Annotated in this window: 13 protein-coding genes; 10 read left to right on the top strand and 3 right to left on the bottom strand. The window is 39.9% G+C overall.

From position 1 onward, the window contains the following. Positions 1–106 precede the first annotated feature (106 nt). The 3 genes from CQA58_RS06520 to CQA58_RS06510 all read left to right on the top strand — a co-directional run bounded on the left by CQA58_RS06520 (position 107) and on the right by CQA58_RS06510 (position 2,697). Positions 107–658 (top strand): DUF507 family protein, encoded by a 552-nt coding sequence (locus CQA58_RS06520; RefSeq protein ID WP_115569918.1) that lies wholly within the window; start codon positions 107–109, stop codon positions 656–658. Next, positions 655–1,773 (top strand): glutamine-hydrolyzing carbamoyl-phosphate synthase small subunit, encoded by a 1,119-nt coding sequence (gene carA, locus CQA58_RS06515; protein ID WP_115569917.1) that lies wholly within the window; start codon positions 655–657, stop codon positions 1,771–1,773. The genes CQA58_RS06520 and carA overlap by 4 nt, the downstream gene beginning before the upstream one ends. A 120-nt stretch (positions 1,774–1,893) precedes the next feature. Continuing rightward, positions 1,894–2,697, top strand: a complete 804-nt coding sequence (locus CQA58_RS06510; protein WP_115569916.1) for a hypothetical protein — start codon at positions 1,894–1,896, stop codon at positions 2,695–2,697. Here CQA58_RS06510 and tgt read toward each other — a convergent pair. Then, on the bottom strand, positions 2,694–3,842 hold the full coding sequence (gene tgt / locus CQA58_RS06505; protein ID WP_115569915.1) for a tRNA guanosine(34) transglycosylase Tgt: 1,149 nt from the start codon (positions 3,840–3,842) through the stop codon (positions 2,694–2,696). The two genes, CQA58_RS06510 and tgt, sit on opposite strands and share 4 nt — an antisense overlap. 87 nt (positions 3,843–3,929) lie before the next feature. Between tgt and CQA58_RS06500 the strand changes: the two genes are divergently transcribed. From CQA58_RS06500 to bioV, 6 genes are read left to right on the top strand one after another with little or no spacing between them, the layout of a single operon-like run. Then, positions 3,930–5,339, top strand: a complete 1,410-nt coding sequence (locus tag CQA58_RS06500) for a TrkA C-terminal domain-containing protein (protein ID WP_115569914.1) — start codon at positions 3,930–3,932, stop codon at positions 5,337–5,339. Beyond that, positions 5,326–6,339: a 3-dehydroquinate synthase gene (gene aroB, locus CQA58_RS06495; protein WP_115569913.1), complete on the top strand. Its 1,014-nt coding sequence runs from the start codon at positions 5,326–5,328 to the stop codon at positions 6,337–6,339. Before CQA58_RS06500 ends, aroB begins: the two co-directional genes overlap by 14 nt. Beyond that, positions 6,336–7,958: a mechanosensitive ion channel domain-containing protein gene (locus tag CQA58_RS06490; RefSeq protein WP_115569912.1), complete on the top strand. Its 1,623-nt coding sequence runs from the start codon at positions 6,336–6,338 to the stop codon at positions 7,956–7,958. Before aroB ends, CQA58_RS06490 begins: the two co-directional genes overlap by 4 nt. Next, on the top strand, positions 7,936–9,192 hold the full coding sequence (mtaB, locus tag CQA58_RS06485) for a tRNA (N(6)-L-threonylcarbamoyladenosine(37)-C(2))-methylthiotransferase MtaB (protein ID WP_115569942.1): 1,257 nt from the start codon (positions 7,936–7,938) through the stop codon (positions 9,190–9,192). Before CQA58_RS06490 ends, mtaB begins: the two co-directional genes overlap by 23 nt. A gap of 3 nt (positions 9,193–9,195) precedes the next feature. Then, positions 9,196–10,815 carry an AAA family ATPase gene (locus CQA58_RS06480; protein ID WP_115569911.1) on the top strand — a complete coding sequence of 540 codons (1,620 nt, stop codon included), beginning with the start codon at positions 9,196–9,198 and terminating at the stop codon, positions 10,813–10,815. Beyond that, complete coding sequence (gene bioV, locus CQA58_RS06475; protein ID WP_115569910.1) at positions 10,802–11,323, top strand: pimelyl-ACP methyl ester esterase BioV; 522 nt, start codon at positions 10,802–10,804, stop codon at positions 11,321–11,323. Before CQA58_RS06480 ends, bioV begins: the two co-directional genes overlap by 14 nt. On the opposite strand, the gene CQA58_RS06470 is transcribed toward bioV, so the two are convergent. Beyond that, the gene (locus CQA58_RS06470) at positions 11,292–12,215 is read right to left on the bottom strand and encodes a PDC sensor domain-containing protein (protein ID WP_115569909.1); all 924 of its coding nucleotides are present in this window, start codon (positions 12,213–12,215) and stop codon (positions 11,292–11,294) included. The genes bioV and CQA58_RS06470 overlap by 32 nt on opposite strands. A gap of 23 nt (positions 12,216–12,238) precedes the next feature. After that, positions 12,239–13,102 carry a 1-aminocyclopropane-1-carboxylate deaminase gene (locus tag CQA58_RS06465; RefSeq protein ID WP_147288618.1) on the bottom strand — a complete coding sequence of 288 codons (864 nt, stop codon included), beginning with the start codon at positions 13,100–13,102 and terminating at the stop codon, positions 12,239–12,241. A gap of 161 nt (positions 13,103–13,263) precedes the next feature. Here CQA58_RS06465 and CQA58_RS06460 point away from each other — a divergent pair. Beyond that, on the top strand, positions 13,264–19,354 hold a 6,091-nt coding region (locus CQA58_RS06460; protein WP_147288617.1), incomplete at its 3' end, for a beta strand repeat-containing protein.

The raw sequence follows: 19,354 nt of genomic DNA, 5'->3' as shown, positions 1-19,354 counted from the left end.
GGGAAGATTACAATCTCTTTTGAGCTTGAAGCGTTTTGCATACAACTTCACAAACAATTTAATCTAAAAAAGGTTAAAATACACTCAAAAAAATTAAGGTTTGAATATGAAGATAAAATTACAACACGCTCCTTATGTAGCAAACAAAGTGGCACTTGACCTCTTTAACTCCCCACTTTTGGAGGAAAAATCCTCCATAGAGCAACTCCAAAAAACTATCCTTGAAGTTTTGGAAAAAGATATTAAGCAAGAAATTGCACTTGATGAGAAGACTAGAGTTTTGCTAGAGCAAAATCTTGATGAGATTGAGTTTATGAGAGCTGATGAGCGACAATTGTTTTGGATGATAAAAAAGCAAATTGCCAATGAAATCAACTTCCCTCTTAATTGGGACGATAGATACAGCAACCTCTCTCACGAGATACTAAAAGCATTGCAAGAGAAAAAGCTTATCGTTTTTTCTCTCTCTGATAATGTCATCAAAAATCTCATCTTCAAAGCCATAGATTCTTATGCCAAAATCTATGAAGATGCTGAAGAAGTCGTGCTTGAAAAACTCAAAAACTACAAAAAAAAGCTAGTGGTAGGAAGTGATGAGTATGAACTTGTATTCAACAAACTCTATGAGGAAGAACTTAAGAAAAAAGGATATCTATGAAACCTGCCTATCTCTACTTTGAGAATGGGACTTTTATCAAAGCCCAAAGTTTTGGAGCAAATGGCACTCAAGTAGGAGAGGTGGTGTTTAACACCTCAATGAGTGGCTATCAAGAGATTATCACAGATCCAAGCTATGCAGGGCAATTCATCACTTTTACAATGCCTGAGATTGGAATCATTGGCACAAATCCACAAGATAATGAGCGAGAAATCCCTCACTGCAAAGGAATCTTTGTGCGAAATTATGAGGACTTTTTCTCAAACTTTAGAGCCAAAGAATCTCTTCAAGACTTTTTGCAAGAGAGAGGGATAATGGGGATTTGTGATATAGATACAAGAGGACTTACCAAAATGCTTAGGAGTGAGGGAGCAATGATGGTAATAGTTTCTACTGAGATAGAGGAGAGAGAGGAGCTAAAAACACTCCTAAACTCCTCTCCAAGGATTGAAGAGATAAACTATATCAAAGAGGTTTCACTCAAAGAGGACAAAACCCACACTCAAGGGACATTTTGCTTCCAAAGTTTTGACTACTCTACCCCAAAGACAGAGAAAACTATCGTTGCTATTGACTTTGGAGCAAAGGACAATATCCTCAATGAGCTTGTCAATGTGGGGCTAAAAACTATTGTCAAACCCCACAGCTTCAATGCTGATGAAATCATCGCACTCTACAAAGAGGGCAAAATCCAAGGCGTTTTCCTCTCCAATGGTCCTGGAGATCCAATGGTTTTGAGCCAAGAAGTGGAGCAGATCAAAAAACTCATAGCTCAAAAAATCCCAATGTTTGGAATCTGTCTAGGACATCAACTCCTCTCTATCGCTCATGGCTACCCCACAGAGAAGCTCAAGTTCGGACATCACGGAGGCAATCACCCTGTCAAAAATCTCATTAGCAATGAAGTAGAAATCACAGCACAAAACCACAACTACTCTGTAACAGAAAAAATCAAAGAAGTAGCAGAGGTTACACATATCAATCTCTTTGATGGCACGATTGAGGGTGTGAGATATAAAGATTCGCCAATCTTCTCTGTCCAATACCACCCTGAAGCTAGTCCTGGCCCACAAGATAGTAAAAATCTCTTTCTGCAATTTGCTCAAATGCTCTAAAAGAGCTTTGAGTCCTCACACAAATCTTTCAATTTCTCAAAATTTTTTCCACTTTTTAAGCTGTTTTTAAGTGGGGGGGGGGGCATAATCTATTTTTATTTTACAAAATAAGGATAGAAGATGAAAAAGACACTACTTGCAAGTCTAGGACTTGCCACATCGCTTTTGGCAATCACTCAAGAGCAACAGATTGAGATTGATAGGATTTTTGAAGGATACAGGGCAAAGATTGAAAGCAATCAATCCCTATCAGAGAGCAGAAAGAAGAGTATTCTTAACAATCTTGCAGACAAAAAGAAAGAGATTGAATCACAAAGTGATGAGGAAATTGCAATCTATCTTGATAAAAATTCAGGAGATTCAGAAAGGATAGAGAGAGCAAAGCAAAAAGAAAAAGAGCTAGGGATTGAAGAGTATAAGCCTACAAGTTCAGATGATTGGCTAGGGTGGGTTTTTGGTTCATTTGGAGCAAGGTTTTCTTCATTTTTTGGAGGAAATAGTGGTGGAGCATATATGGGGTATGCAACCATAGGACCAAAATATAATTTCTCTAGTGGAGGCTCTAGCTTTCTTAGAACAAAAGGTTTTTCGCTCTCCCTCCCCATAGGATTTGGAGCAATCAATACAAGTGGGATTAAAAACGATGTGGATTTTGCACTCCCTATCGCATTAGAAGCAAATTATATGTTTAGCGATTATATGGGGTTTGGAATCAGTGCAGGAGTCAGATATACATTCTCTCCACAAGACATAGGGAATCTCCATATTATGGATTTTTACGCAGGATTTGATTTGATTTATGGAGCATACATTGAAGCAGGATATGTATTTTATAGCTCACAAGATGTAACTCTTGGAAATCGCACATACTCCACTGACCCTCTAAGTGGGGCAATTACGCTTAATGTAGGGTGGAGATTTTAGCTCTCCCCCACTCTTTTGGCATAAAAATCTTTTCTAAACTCCATAAACTCTCCTTTTAAGATTGCTTCCCTTGCACTTGAGAGAAGATTGAGATAGTATCTGAGATTGTGGATACTTGCTAGGCGATGATAAGTAATCTCACTGCTTCTAAAGAGATGATGGATATAAGCCCTTGAAAAATTGCGACAAGTGTAGCAATCACACTGACTATCTAGTGGGGACTCATCAAGGGCATAGCGTGGGGATTTGATAGAGAGTTTGCCAAAGTGAGTGAAAATCGTGGCATTTCTAGCATTGCGTGTTGGCATCACACAATCAAACATATCTACTCCCCTAGCAATCGCTTCTATGAGATTCTCTGGTGTGCCAACCCCCATAAGATATCTTGGCTTATGGCTAGGCAAAAGAGGGGTAGTGAAATCAAGTGTGTGATACATCTCCTCACTGCTCTCTCCCACAGCAAGTCCTCCGATTGCATAGCCATCATACTCATACTCTACCCCCTCCACTTCACTTCTCAAAGCCACTAGCTCACTTGCACTTTTATACCTAAATCTCTCAGTAGTCCCCCCTTGCACGATTGCAAAGATATTATTAGTTTGAGCCTTGCCTTGAGATTTTTGCAATGCGTGATAATCAAGGCTTTGTTTTGCCCATAAAGTGGTGCGATCAATGGATTGCATAATCCTCTCTTCACTTGCAGGAAGTCCCACCAAATCATCTAAAATCATCATAATATCGCTATTGAGGGCATACTCAATATCTAACACTTTCTCTGGGGTGAAAAAATGCTTTGAGCCATCAATATGAGAGGCAAACTCTATCCCCTCCTCTCTTCTCTTCCCTCCCAAACTAAAAGCTTGGAATCCCCCACTATCGGTTAGAAAATTTCCACTATATCCACTAAATTTATGCAATCCCCCCAAAGCTCTCATTTTCTCAATCCCCACCCTCAAATACAGATGATAAGTATTGCCTAGGATAATCTTTGCTCCTAGATTTTGCTCCACATCGATAAAATCTAGCCCCTTAATCACCCCTTGAGTGCCAACAGGCATAAACACAGGGGTTAAAACCTCGCCATGAGAGAGAGTGAGCTTCCCTGCTCGTGCAAGATTATCCCTAGCTTGAAGTTCAAAACGCATATTTCTTTCCTTAGCTCAAATCTTTTGAAAACCTTTTGTATAATTTTAGCAATACAATCAGTGCAAAAAGGATTTTAAGCAAAACAAATGAAAAAAATCGGACTTATTTTAGAGGGGAAAACAGCAGAGTATTTTCTAAGCCATTTGCTAGAGCAGTATCATAGCTCCCACTACTACACCATCATCACCCAAGAAAGTGAGCTTATCCCCTCCACTCACCCCAATAACTTTAGCTTCTTTTGTTTTGATCCTACCTCAAACTCAAAACTTCGCAACACCCTCACAGGGGATTATCATCAGTTTTTTCTCATTCATCAAGACATAGAGGAGTGCAAGATTATCTACTCACTCCTTAGAGCCCTCTATCCCCAAACCCTCATTGTCGCAAGTGTGAAAGAAAGTCTAGGGATAGATGATGATTTGCTCCAAGAAATCTCTATTCCTCTAGTAATGAGCAACAAACTTCTAGGATATTTGCCCAATTCTCCTGTAACACTTCATGATTTTGGACTAGGCGAGGGGGAAGTAATGGAGATTTTAGTGCCAAGTGGGAGCGTGTATTGCTATCGACAACTTGGCTCAATCGCTCAAAAAGATTGGAAGATTGTAGGAATCTATCGCCACAATCAGCTTCTTCTAAGCACCTATTCTCTCACAATCCAGCCCAATGACAGACTCCTAGCTATCGGCAATCCCAAAATCTTAGGCAATGTCTATCGCCAAATCACAAGCTCACTAGGACAATTCCCTATCCCTTTTGGGAAAGATTTGTTCCTCTATCTTGATGAAGAAATTTTGAGTGAAAATGAGATTTTGAGAGATTTAGATGATGCGTTGTTTTTGCACCAAAAACTCAATAGCAATCAACTCTATATCACACTCCTCAACCCTGCAAATTTTGAGCTTCTCTCTCATCTCAAAAGCATTCAAGCTCCAAATATTCATCTCTACATTGACTATCAAAAACGCACATTTGAGGAAATCATCACCCTAGATAAACCCAAAAAAATCGGACTTGCAATCCTCAACCCCAAGCTATTTGCTCTCAACAAAAAAACTCTATTTGAGCTTTTTATCCCTATTTTTAAAACCTCTCAAACCCCACTTTGTGAATGCAAAGAAGCAATCACACTTTTGGGAGAAGAGAAGATAGAGAATATCGCTTCAGTCTCCCTAGATATCGCCTCTCAGCTCAATCTTGGCTTTGAGATTTATGACTATGATGTCGATGAGAACTACCATACAGAGAGTTTTGAGAGTTATAAAACCCTCTCTCAAGTATTCAACAAACCTATCTCTCTCACACTCTCAAGCACCAAAAACCCTATCATCTTTCTCCAAGAGCAAAAAAGGGCTTTGCTTCAGTTTATCCCATTCTCTCCAAGCATAGTCAAATACGCTTTGGGTAAATTTGCTTCCACAGATTTATCAAGATATAGTGCAGATATGAATCTCTATCCCCAAATCCTTATCCCCCTGCCCTATGAAAACGCTTAATCTTCATAACTCTCAAATCCACTTCTTTCTCCCTGATAGACTAGAGAGTGAGGGAAGTGTGCTAGTGGTGAGCGATAGCCAAGTCGCTCCACTCTATCTCAAGCAATTCCTCTCCCAAATCCACGCCCCTCAAGTCTTTAGCTACATTTTGCCAAGTGGGGAGGAGAGCAAAAACCCCAAAGAGCTTTTCTCTCTCCTAGAATACGCCCTAGCTTGCAAACTTGATAGAAAAAGTCTAATGATTGCACTAGGAGGGGGAGTGGTGAGTGATATTGTGGGACTTGCAAGTGGGTTGTATATGAGAGGGATTGACTTTTACTCAATCCCCACAACACTTCTAGCTCAAGTTGATGCAAGTGTAGGGGGAAAATGTGGGATTAACTCCCCACAAGGCAAAAATCTCATCGGCATCTTTCATCAACCCTCCAAAGTCTTTATCTCTCCCCTCTTTCTCTCCACTCTCCCCCCAAGAGAGTTCAATGCAGGACTTGCAGAAGTGATAAAAATGGCAATTTGTTTTGATAGCTCACTTTTCTCTTCTCTCTCCTCCCCTCAATGGGTGAAGCAAAATATAGAGGAAGTGATTTACAAAAGTATTTCTCTCAAAGCCCATATCGTAGAGCAAGATGAGAGAGAGAGCAATCTTAGAGCTTCTCTAAACTATGGACATACTTTTGGGCATATCATCGAGCAAGAGGGAGATTACAAAAAGTATTTGCACGGCGAGGCTGTAAGTATGGGAATGGTGATGGCAAATGCTTTGGCAACTTCTTATAATGGATTTTCTCAAAATAAAGAAGTCATAGAGCTTTTGCAAACCTATCATCTCCCCACTCACTATCATATCAATCATCTTTCTAGCTTTTTTGATGCACTTTTTTTAGATAAAAAGACTCAAAATCGCAAAATTAAATTTATACTTCCAAAAGCAATTGGGAGTTATGAGTTTGCTTATCCTCAAGAAGAGGAAATTATGGAAGTTTTAAGGGATTTTGTATGAGAAAGCTTTTTGGGATTTTGGTATTTTTGGGGATAGTCAATGCAGTAGCAGTGGATTCTTTGACACAAGATAGAATCAAAGCCATTCAAGATGAAATATCGCTTTTGGATAAAAAACTTGATGGTGAGCAAAACCCTTGGATTCGCAAATACAACAATTCTGCCAAATACGCCTCAATCCTCAATCAAATCAAATCACTTGAATGGCAAATCAAACGCACCAAACCTACCTCTAGCAATACCGAGCAACTCCAAGTCCTCAACAATCGCCTTGAAACTCTCCAAAGACAAAAAAGTTTTTTCACTGATGAGAAAAACCCCTACAAAGAGCTAACAGAAATCAAAGATATTGAGAAGATCCCCACTATCACAAACCCTATTGCTATCATTGGAGCAAAGGATTTCATCAAGCAAATTCGCTCACAAGAAAAAACCCTTCAAAACAATCTTGATAGCCTCAAAGACACAATTAGAGCATTGCAAGAGAAAAAAGCTCTTCTTGATGCCCTACTCAATCTTGAAGATAAGTCTCAAAACTCTGAAACCCTAGAGGAGATTCAAAGATTGCAAAATATCAAAATCGAGCTTGAAGGGGCTCAAAGTATCCTAGAAACTTCTATTGAGGTATATTCAAGAAAATCAAACGATATTATCTCCAAGCTTGAAGAGCAAATCCAAAAGCAGACAATCAAGACAATTTATGTGCTTATCATCTGTATCACAATCTTTTTCATCGCTTTGGCTATCAAGTTTGCCCTCAAAAAATACCTTGATCAAGAGCGACTTTATATTGCCAATAAGATTGTCAATTTTGCAAATATCATCATTATCGCCATTGTTTTGCTCCTAAGCTATCTCAACAATATCACCTATCTTGTAACATTCTTAGGATTTGTCTCAGCAGGTCTTGCATTTGCGATGAGAGATCTCTTTATGAGTTTTTTGGGGTGGTTTGTCATCATCATCGGTGGAGGATTGCACGTGGGGGATAGGATTCGCGTTCATCGTGATAATACCACTTATGTGGGAGATATTTTGGATATCTCAATGACACGCATTACTCTCTTAGAAGATGTAACGCTCAATACCTATATGGAAACACGCCGAGCAGGGAGAATCATCTTTATCCCCAATAACCTCATTTTCACTACAATCATCAGCAACTACACTCACGGAGGAATGACAACGGTTTGGGATGGGATAGACTTTACCATTACCTTTGATAGCAATCACAAAAGAGCCACAGAAATCGTGCAAGAAGTGGCTAGAAAACACTCTAAGCCTCATATCGAGAGTGGCAAAAAACGCCTTTTGCAACTCAAAGAACGCTACTCTATCAAACGCATTAGCCTAGAGCCTAGAGTGTTTAATATGATTGAGCCAAATGGGGTAAGAATCTCTTTGTGGTATCAAAGCAATGCTTTCACAATCCTCAATCTTAGAAGCACAATCTCTCTTGAGATTATTGAGCAAATTGGCAAAGAGCCTGATATCAAACTAGCTTATCCTACGACCAAGATTGTCAATACAGGAAGCGATGGAGTTTGGGAGAGATTCACTCACGAGCCTCACCCCAAAGAGTGTGATGAGGGAAAAAATGAAACCAAAAGTGTATTTTAAAACCTTTGGGTGTCGCACCAACCTCTTTGATACCCAAGTGATGATAGAAAACCTCAAAGACTTTGAGGTAACTCAAGATGAGAGTGAAGCTGAGATTATCATCATCAACTCTTGCTCTGTAACCAATGGGGCTGATAGTGGAGTGAAGCACTATCTCAACAAAATTAGCAAAACAGACAAAAAGCTTTATTTCACAGGCTGTGGAGTGAAGACTAAGGGCAAAGAGATTTCCCCACTTGTGCGTGGTGTCTTTGATCACGCTCACAAAGAAAATATCAATTCTCTTTTAAAAGAAAACAAGCCCTTTTTCTACACCTCCCCTCAAGAAGATAGCCATATTGATAAAACTTTAGTGAGTGAGTTTGTAGGCAAAAGCCGAGCATTTATCAAAATCCAAGAGGGTTGTGATTTTTCTTGTAGCTATTGCATTATCCCTTTTACAAGAGGCAAGGCTAGGAGTTTGCCCCAAGATTCAATCCTCAAACAAGTCAAAATTCTAGCTGAAGGTGGAGTGCAAGAAGTTGTGCTAACAGGCACAAATATGGGGAGCTATGGCAAAGACACTCAAACCTCAGTCCCCAAGCTCATCAAAGAAATTGCCAAAATTGAAGGAATCAAACGCATTAGAGTTGGCTCACTAGAGCCTAGTCAGATTGGAGAAGAGTTTTTGGAGCTTTTGGGGGAAGAGTTTTTAGAAAAACACCTCCACATCGCACTTCAGCACTCTCATAATACAATGCTAGAAGTAATGAATCGAATCAATCGCTTTGAGAGTGATTTAGAGCTTTTGCAAAAAATTGCCTCTAAGGGCTTTGCGATTGGGAGTGATTATATTGTGGGACACCCTAAAGAGAGTGAGGAGGTATGGAGTGAGGCCTATGAAAACCTCAAGCTTTTACCCCTTACTCATATTCACCCCTTTATTTATAGCCCAAGAGATGGCACACCCTCAAGCCATATGAAACCTCGTATCAATGGAGCAATTTCCAAAGCTAGACTTCATCAGCTCAAAGCTCTAATTGAAGAGAAAAATCTAGCCTTCAGACAAAAAAATGCTTCCACTCCTTTGCAAGTCTTAGTAGAGAGTTATCAAAATGGAGTTGCACTAGGGCTAGATCAATTCTATAACAAAGTCAAAATCCACACCCCTCAAGCTCCAAAAAATCATTGGCTAAGCATTACACAATACACAATCAAAAATGAGTATAATGAGATAAATCTACACAAAGGATAGACTATGAACTCGCCCAAAAAGAAACTTACTCTTGCTCTCTCTTTGGTTGCTTTGTTTCTTGTTTTGATTTCTTTCTTGCTCTTCAAAGACCATACCAAAACCATTGGCTTACAAGAATTCCCCTCTCTAGCACACAATGCAAGTAAGTTTGAGCTAGATGATCAATATCTCTACTTTTGGCACAACAATGAGCAATACAAAATCTTAAGAGATGATAAGGTATTGCAAAGTATCTCCTCTCCTATCACCTATCGACGCTCTTATTGGCTATATTCACTTCTTGGAGCTATCTTACTTTTACTTGGAGGTGGAGCATATCTTTATCGCAGATTTAAACCCTCTCCTGCCCCCTCTCCTCTAGCTCCCTCTAGCACTCCTCAAAAAAGCACAAAGTCCAAAGAAGAAGTCATCACCCCAATCCAGCCCAACCCCAAAATCACTCTAAACTCTCTAGCAGGGATTAGTGAGGTAAAAAGTGATTTAAGAGAAATCATTGACTATCTCAAAAACCCTAGCAAGTATAGAAAACTAGGGCTTAGAATGCCAAAAGGTGTGCTTCTAGTAGGACCTCCAGGGGTGGGAAAAACAATGCTTGCCAAAGCCCTAGCAAGTGAGGCAGGAGTGCCGTTTTTTTATCAGAGTGGAAGCAGTTTTTCTCAAATCTTTGTAGGCTCAGGGGCTAAGAGAGTGCAAGAGCTATTCTCCCAAGCCAAAGAAGCTCAAAGTGCAATCATTTTCATCGATGAGATTGATTCTGTGGGCAAAGAGAGAGGGGTGGGGAGAAATGATGAGAGAGAAAGCACCCTCAATCAACTTCTTACAGAAATGGATGGGTTTATGGATAGCTCCAATCTCATTATCTTTGGAGCGACAAATCACGCTAGTGTGCTAGATCCTGCTTTGCTTAGAAGTGGGCGATTTGATAGAAAAATCTATATTGATCTCCCCTCTCCCAAAGAGAGAGAAGAGATTTTCTCCCTCTATTTGCAAGACAAAAATTTCTCTTTCTCTATCCCCAAAATCTCTCAAGAATGTTTGGGCTTTAGTGGGGCGATGATTGAGAGCCTAGTGAATGAAGCAGGACTGCTAATGCTAAGGGATAAAAGAGAGGTAATAGAAGAGAGAGATATACAAAATGCCAAAAATAAGCTTACACTCTCACTCAAAAAATCCCCCACTCTCACTCAAGAGCAAAGAAAAGTTTTGGCACTTTATCAAGCTTCAAAAGCCCTCTTTGCCCTCAAATCTCATATCAAGTTTATAAAAATCTCACTCCAAGAAGAAGAGAGTGTATGGGAGAGTCAAGAAGTGCTAAGCCAAACAGACGCCCTCAACACCCTCAAACTCCACCTTATAGGCTACACAGCCCTCAAACTCCACTATCACCAAAGCTTCTCTTGTGTAGAAAATGATTTAAAAGTGGCAAAAGAATGGAGTGAAAAAATCTCAATACTTTATGGAATGGGAGAGAGATTGTTTGTAGAAGATTCAAATCTACTTCTCCAAGCCCAAAGAGAATGTCAAGAATTTATCCAATCTCACACCCAAGCAATCCAAACTCTCCAAGAGGCATTTTTGCAAAAAGAATGCCTAAGCTTCCAAACTCTCAATGACTTACTTTAGTGGATTTTGCTTTGAGGGAGAAAGTGAGATTTTCTCCCACATTCCCCTCACCCACAATGCTTTCACTCTCACAGGATTTAGCTATGGAGCAATCAAAGCCTATAAATACGCCCTGCAATCTATCCAAGAGGGCAAGAGGATTCAGAGTCTCAATCTCCTCTCTCCTGCGTTTTTCCAAACCCAAAGCCCCTCTTTTCTCAAAGCCCAAATCTTAGGATTTCGCAAAAATCCTCAATCCTATATCCAAACCTTCCTCTCTGCGTGTGGCAATCCCAATGGTAAGTTTTTCAAAAATGGCACATTAGAGGAGCTAGAGGAATTGCTGTATTTTCAATGGAGCGAGAGTGAGCTAGAAAAGTTAGTCAAAAATGGAGTGAAAATCAATGTGTTTTTGGGAGGGGAAGACAAAATCATCTCCCCCCTAGAGGCAAAAAAGTTTTTTCTCCCCTACTCTCAAGTCTTTTTTTATAAGGGTTTCAACCATTGCCTGAAGTGCGATCATCTTTGACTGCACTATAAGCAAACTTGACATACACACTAAGCCCCAAAAGTAGCAAGGCTACTCCGCCTGTAAGATAGAGGGTGTATTGGATTTTCTCAGGCTCAATAATGCTGAACTTAAACACAAGCATTAACGCCTCAATCGCCAAAGCGATGATGATAGAACCAAGAAAGCGAATCATTGTTTTGTGAATGGCATAGTGGTTTTCTCCTGTATTTCTTCCCAAAACCTCTTCTTCAAATATGGCTTTGACCAAATCCACTATCGCTAGGGAGAGTGTGAGCAAAATGGTTGCTTCAAATACCTCTTTGATATCAAGTTTGTTGAAGTGAATGAGGGCATTCCAAAAGCTATAAACACCCCTAAAGAAAAGCAGTGCAGACACACAAAAGAGCATCAAAGAGAGGGCAAAATAAGCCAAATTTGAAGTCTTAGAAAACGCATCATAGAGCTTGGTGGGTGCTCCGATTTTGATTGCTTCCTCAAGTGTGAGATCAATACAAGCAATATACACAAGCTCCCCACTCTCATCATAAATCGGATAACTTGCAGTTACTACAAGTTTGCCCCCATTGATACTTGGATAAGGATCAGTGAGTGTGCATCTTCTCTCTTTTTTGCACTCATAGAAATACGCCCTATCAGCATAATTGGGCTGAGTTTTTTCCACAGAACAACTCTCTTGGTGCAACTTCCGCACTTGATTACCTTCACTATCAAGCACATACATTGCATCAAAGACTTGTATCTCTAAAGCAATCTTTTCAAGCTCTTTTGTGATTTGCTCCAAGCTTGGGGTTACCACAGAGCTTTTGATATGGCGTGAAAAGAGGTAGCACATATATGCACGCACCTCATAGCGAATCTTTGAATACTTACTAATATCTTTTGATAGCATAAAAACCTCCTAAAAGCAAAATGCTAACAAAGTTTTTTCAATCGATATCTTTTTTCTTGCGTAATATTGCCTAGCAATCCACCTGAATGGATAAAGACAATTTCCCTCTGACTAAACCTCTCTAGATTCTCCAAAATCTTCACCCAAAGCACACAATCATAAAGCAAATCAAACTCTACTCCATTCTCTCTCCAAGCCTTATAAACCTCCCACACTTTAGCGTGAGGTTTGCCAAAAGGGGTATGAAACTCACTTGAGAGAATTTTGGGCTTCTTCTCATAGGCATTCACCCTCTCTAGCAAATCTTCCATCTTCCCAGCACCCAAAGCAGTATAAACCTCTAGCCCATATTGAGCTAGGGCAATACTTGCAGTGCCAATCCCACTAGAGTAGAAAAAGATTGGAGAGTGCAAATGTGCTGTTTGCTCTCTTAGCTCTTTGTCTAGCTCTCTCATTCCCTCCATTGCTAACTCCACACTTCCTCCTTGAGGGATAAAAAGCATTTGAGGGTTTGAGGTAGCAAAGCTATGAGCCTCTTGCTGAGGAAAAGGAGTTTGGACAAACTCCACTACTCCACTAGAGAAAGCATAAGCAAAATTGCCTTCCCTCTGCTCTAGCAGAGCTTTTGAAAAGGGGGTGGTAAAGTAAATAAGCCTTGAGCCTTTAAGCAAAGCTAGAGAACTTAGGCTTTGAAGAGCATTACTTTGATTACCCCCATAGCTAATGAGTGTCTTGTCTTTCAAATCCTCTTTGAGAAGTGAAGCAAATTTTCTAGCCTTATTGCCACTAAAGAGAGGGTGAAGCAAATCATCACGCTTGATATAAACCTTGCAAGAAGCAAAGTCAAAGGATTGCAAAGGAGTTGGGGACAAAAAAGCAAAAGACATAAAAACCTCAATCAAAAGCAAAGATGATACACCTCAAAAAGACAATAAAATGAAAAAATCAATAAATCAATAGTAAATCAGAATCAAAAGAATGGAATTTTTTGTAGAATTAAAAGAAAAAATATCATCACCTACTTCTATAGGTAAATTCGGAGGATACAATGAAAGGTTTTTTGACATCTAAGGGGGGGGGGGATAAACACAGATTAGATGCCACCCCTCTTCAATCTTTGACTTCACAAAAGGTGTTTAAACCCCTTATCGCAAGTTCCCTTGCTTTGGCTCTTGGAGTAAGCGTAGCAGTAGCAAATCCTACAATCACTACAGGAGATAGCACTACCGATATTAGCGATTCACTTGGTATCACTTGGCAACAAGATAGCAATGGCAATGCATATACACCACAAAACAGCGATGGTAACAGTGCTATCACCCAACTATTCCTTAGCTTTAATAGTGCAGATACAAATGAGGGGACAACAGAGGGCAGTAATGGCTATGCTATTAAGGCAAGCAGTGCTATCAGAAATCTCACACTCACAAGCGATAAGACAATCAATATGGGCGAATCTGGCTCACTTGAAATGCGTGCAGGTAAATACCTCTCTGGTGCAAATGACAAGATTATCACGCTTGACCTCTCAGGAGTTACAGGAGAGAACTACGCTCTTATAGGAAATTTTAAAACAGGAGGGGGAGCAGGAAACACCAATATTGCTAATTTTGGAGGAAATGGAATCAATGGAAGTGTAACGCTTGATGGTTCAGCTTCAACAGAAATGTATTTTACAGGCAATGCAGGAAAAATTACTGGGGCACTAAGCATTACTCAAAATAGCACAAATATCATCTCTTTTGAAAGTGGTGGAAGCATTGGAAGCTTTACTGCCACCAATGGAAATAGCACAATCAATAATCTTACATATATTTATAACAATAGTGGCACCAATGCCAATGATGTTGTTACTATTGGTAGTGGAACGAATGTTTTAAATTTCCTTGACAATGGAGTTATCACAGGAAATGTCAACTTCTATGGTGGGACAACCACTATGACAAATCTAGCTACAATAAATGGTAATATCAAAGCCACAGCTCCAGCTAGACCGGGCTACAACAACTATTCAACACTAACTCTCTCCAATACCGTAGTAAATGGAGATATTACTTTAGAAAAGATTACATATTGGAATCACTATATTTCAATCTTTGGTGTTAAATCTGTAAACAATATCAGTGCTAGAGGAGAAGCTCGGTGGACGCACACAAAAAAATTACTAGTTGTTTTTAGCGATCAAGCAAGTGTGAAAGGAGATATTGAAACAAAAGATGAAGCAATTACTGAACTTATATTTTCTCAAGCCACTTCAGCCACACTTCAAGGCAATAACAATAGTGCAATCGATATAACAGCAAAGCAAACAGAGGGAGCATATGGAAACTATTCAAAAAATGTTTTAATCTTTGGAGCAAATACCACAGCCAAGATTGGCACTATGTCCACATCAGGAGATTGGGGAGGAGGAGACTCCTCTGGAGCCACTTTCAATGTTCTAAGCTTCAATGATGACACAAATTCCAATACCAATGTTACTATTAACGCCATCAATTCATACTATGGGCGAACCATTATCGGAAAAGACATTGTAAATTATAATTCTTCAGTTACTTATAGCGATGCTCTTTTTGGAAATGGTGGATACAAACAGAAAATTTTCAATGCTTCTGTCACTGAATTTGTGAAATCCACTCATTCAGCTAGTGGGACTTTTACCTTTGGAGACAATAGTGCTGGTACAATCACTGATGCAATTGTTGCAAATCTTGGAGGTAAAAACTACATCAACGCAAATGGAAACACAACAATCAAAGGAAATATCCTCTCCTCTGTCACTTCTTCAAGCGGTCCTACTAGTGGGCACAACAACCTCATTGTCCTCACAGGAACTTCAGCCACACTTGGAGAGGACAGCAAGGCGATTTCTATCAAAGTAGCCAACAACGAAGGACAACCCTACGACAAAACCTCCAACAACACTCTTTTGCTAGGAGCAACCACAAATACACTCACTCTCTCAGCTCTTTCAGCAAGTGGGACTTATAACTCTGATGCAAATCAAAACTTCAATGCCCTAAGTATCAATAGTGGCACAACAACAGCGACAATCACTTCAATCAGTGCAGGATTTGGGACTAATATCATTGGAAAAGATCTTATCACTCAAGGAGATAGCGATGGCAATGGCAGTGGTTACAACACTGCTCTTTTTGGTAGCAATGCCGATACTCCTGTTATCCAAAGTGGATTTATCGCTGAATTTGTGAAATCCACTCATTCAGCTAGTGGGACTTTTACCTTTGGAGATAATAGCACTAGCCCAATCACTGATGCTATTAGCACAAGTCAAGGGGGATTAAACTATATCAATGTGAGTGGAACTACCACAATCAAGGGCAATATCCTCTCCTCCACTCAAGGCTCAACAGGTGAAAACAACAATCTCATTGTCCTTACAGGAACTTCAGCCACACTTGGAGAGGACAGCAATGCAATTTCTATCAAGGTAGAAAACTCTATTGGAGCTGCCTATGAAAGAAGCTCCAACAATACTCTTTTGCTAGGAGCAGATTCCAATACACTCAATCTCTCAGCTCTTTCAGCGAATGGGACTTATAACTCTGATGCAAAAACAAATTTTAATGCCCTAAGCTTCAATAATGCTACAAATAATGGGGACAAGACTTTAGGTACAATAAGTGCAGGCAATGGAAGCAATATCATCGGAAAAGATCTTATCACTCAAGGGGATAGCAGTGGTTATAATACCACTCTTTTTGGCAATGCCAATACTCCTGCTATCCAAAGAGGCAGTAATAATTTTGCCTCCACCTTTATGTCTGATGCTCATACAGCCAAAGGGACTTACAACATCACTTCAATTACTATAGAAAACACCGTAATGGGAGGAAACTATATCAATGTAGAAAATCTTACTATCACAGGTGGTGTCAAAGCAAGCTCAACAAATATGCTAACAAGTAATGAGCGTTTTGTGGAGAATTATATCTATACCAATGGAAGTGGCACAAGCTCAATTTCAGGAGGAGTTTCAGTAAGCACAGGTGGAAGTGTAGATACAAAAAATGTCATTACTTTTGCAGGAAGTGGGGCAAACTCTATTGAAGGAGAGATTAGTGCAAGTGGTGGAAGCAATAACATCTCTCTTGCCAATAACCTTACTACTACAGACAATATTACTAAATCAGATGGAGGAGCAAACTATTTCACTTTTATAGGCAATGGAACTCTCACTCTACAAGGAGAAACAAACCAAATCTCCACCCTCACAGCCTATGCTCCTAGCACTAGAAGCACATCGGCTTCAACTCTAGTCATCGATAGCTCAACTCAAAGTAACAACACTACTATTGATAGACTTACTAATGGTGGGAATCTCATTGTCAAATTCACTGGATCAGAAGGAAATAAAACTGCTACTCTAACAATCTCTTCTCTCACTGGAAACACCCTCAAGGCTATCACTCTAGGAGAGAATGCTGCAAACAACACCCTAGATCTCACAGCCCTCAGAAACACTACAATCTCTGAAAAGATTAATGTAGGAGCAAATCAAGGACTAAACCTCAAGCTCAACAATACTGCTCTGACTACAAGTGGCTGGAGCAATGCAGGAAACTCCACGATCATTGTAAATGGAAACTCAAGCCTACAAGGTGGAGTAGTAGAGCTCACAGGATTGACACTGCAAAACTCATCTGCAATGACACTCAAAAACACAAACACCACGATCACTACCCTCACTACCAATGGGACAAATACTCTAACAACTAGCGATGGAAGCACGACAATCACTGATGCAATCACAATTGATTCGAGCAAAAACCTTACACTTGCTCTAAGCTCTGATACTTCTAGCCCAAGTGATACGCTTGTAACCCTCAATGGCACAATCAGTGGAGCAAATGTAAGCTTCAGTGGTGGAGTTAATCCTGCCGATCAAGTCCATTTCTCCGAACTCCTTTTGCGTGGAAATGAAAGCAATGCACTTGCCAATGTAACAACAAGTGCCACAAATGCAAAAATCACGCTTGATTCTGCAAACACCACGATCTCTGCACTTTCATTCCAAAATAATGGCTCTATGCTTCTTGGATTTACAGGCACAGGGAATTCCACTCTAACTCTCTCAAATTCTGTTAGTGTGGAGAGTGGACAAGCATTGGGGATTTCTATTGGTGGAAGCGGGACTAGAACTCTTAGCGTTGCAGGAAGTATCACCTTTAATTCTGGATCAACTCTTATCGTGGATTTTCAAAGGACACAAGCAGGAGATAACATCACAGCCACTCTAGGCTCAAATCAATCTTTCAATATCGGAAATGGAAGCAATAGTATTATCAATTTGCGTGGTGGAGAAGGAAACTCAAGACTTAATGGAAACATTGAGCTTACAGGTGGGACAAATACAATCAACTTCATTGATACAGCAACAATGGGTGATGTCATCACTCTCACAAGAGGAAATAATATCATCAATGTCTATGGTTCAGACAATAGCCAAAATACCATTATAGGGACAATGGCAGTCAGCAGAGTAGGTGGAGTCAATAATACGATCAATCTTGAAAATTACTCCACACTCAATCTCACAAATTCTAGTGGTATGATAGGTTCAGGAGAACTCAAAACCACAGCCACAAATATTCTCAACTTCAATGGTATCAATACCACTCTCCAAGGTGGTTTTGGTGCTGAAAATGGAGGAAATGCCACAATCAATGTCAAAAATCTAGGAGCAAAAATCACAGGCAATGCCACTAGTGTAGATGTAAGCTTTAGTGATGTTTCTAACTCTACTCTTACTCTGCAAGGAACTACAAACACGCTCAACACTCTTAACTCAAGTGTAACAGGGAGCAAACTTATTCTTGATGCAATGACAGAGAGTGGTGTGAGTGCAGAGATTAAAGGACAAGTTACTGATACAAGTGCTGTGGGATTGAAGTTTGGCAGTGGAGGAAATGCAAAGAAGTTCATCTTCTCAGCTCAAAACAATACCCTCTCAGGAGTGGAGTTTGATGAAAATGGATCAACAAACAATACACTTTCTTTCACAAAATCAGGAAATAGTATTACTTCAGATTTTGTGATAGGGGACAATCAGGGATTAACACTTGATTTGCAAGATGGATCAGATCTAAGCATTGTAGGTTTTGAAACTCAAGGCAATGGTGTCGCCAATCTCCAATCCACAGGGGCAACCACTCTCAAAGGTGGAGTAGCAAATGCCAATACTCTTACATTACTAAATAATGCTACAAATGCCCTCACCTTGCAAAATTCAAACACTATGATTGACACACTCACAGCCCAAGGCACAAGCAATACTCTCAAGCTTGATGGGACAAATAATGCTGTAAATATGATGATTAGAAATACGCTAAGTGGAGACAACCTAGAAATCACTCTAGCAGGAGCAAACACAAACAACACAGCCATTCTTACTCTCAATGGAGCAAACAACACGATTGGCACTCTCTCACTAGGAACAAATTCTACCAACAACACTTTGATTCTCAACAATGGAGCGACTAAAATTAACAATGCTATGAATGTAGAAGCAAATCAAGGGATTGCTTTTGATTTGACAGATGAAACAATACTAAGCTTCACAGATGGGCTAACCACCAATGCGACAGGAACAACGACATTCAATCTTGGCTCTAGCAATGTAACTTCTACCTCTACCACAATCAGTGGAACTCTCTCAAATAGTGGAGAAAATGTCTTCAATGTCAATTCAGCCATAACCACACTCAAATATGGAGAAAATGGCTTAAGCTTCTCTAGTGGCAATAACAAAATCAATTTTGAGCAAGATGGCTCTACTCTAAAATGGCAAAATATTAGCAATAGCAGTAATGATATCGCCACAGGTGGGACATCTCAAACCTCAATCAACTTCAATTCCTCCGATGCAATCTTAGCAACTGGGATTAGTACAAATGGGGCTAGTGCCACAACCACTATCAAGATTGCAGAAGACAAAAGCGGTGTAATTCAAGGAGCAATCAGCACAACTAATGGAGCTACAAATGTAAATTTTGCAGGGGTAGGAACTCTCACATTGCAAGGTGAAAACAATCAGCTCACAAGTGTAAGCTCTACTACGAGTGGAACACTAAGTCTTGATGGAGCTTCAAATGAAAATGGAGTGAGTGCTAGTGTTT

The organism is Helicobacter brantae (assembly GCF_003364205.1).
Lineage (GTDB): Bacteria > Campylobacterota > Campylobacteria > Campylobacterales > Helicobacteraceae > Helicobacter_G > Helicobacter_G brantae.
This window is presented reverse-complemented; position numbering and strand designations above follow the sequence as displayed.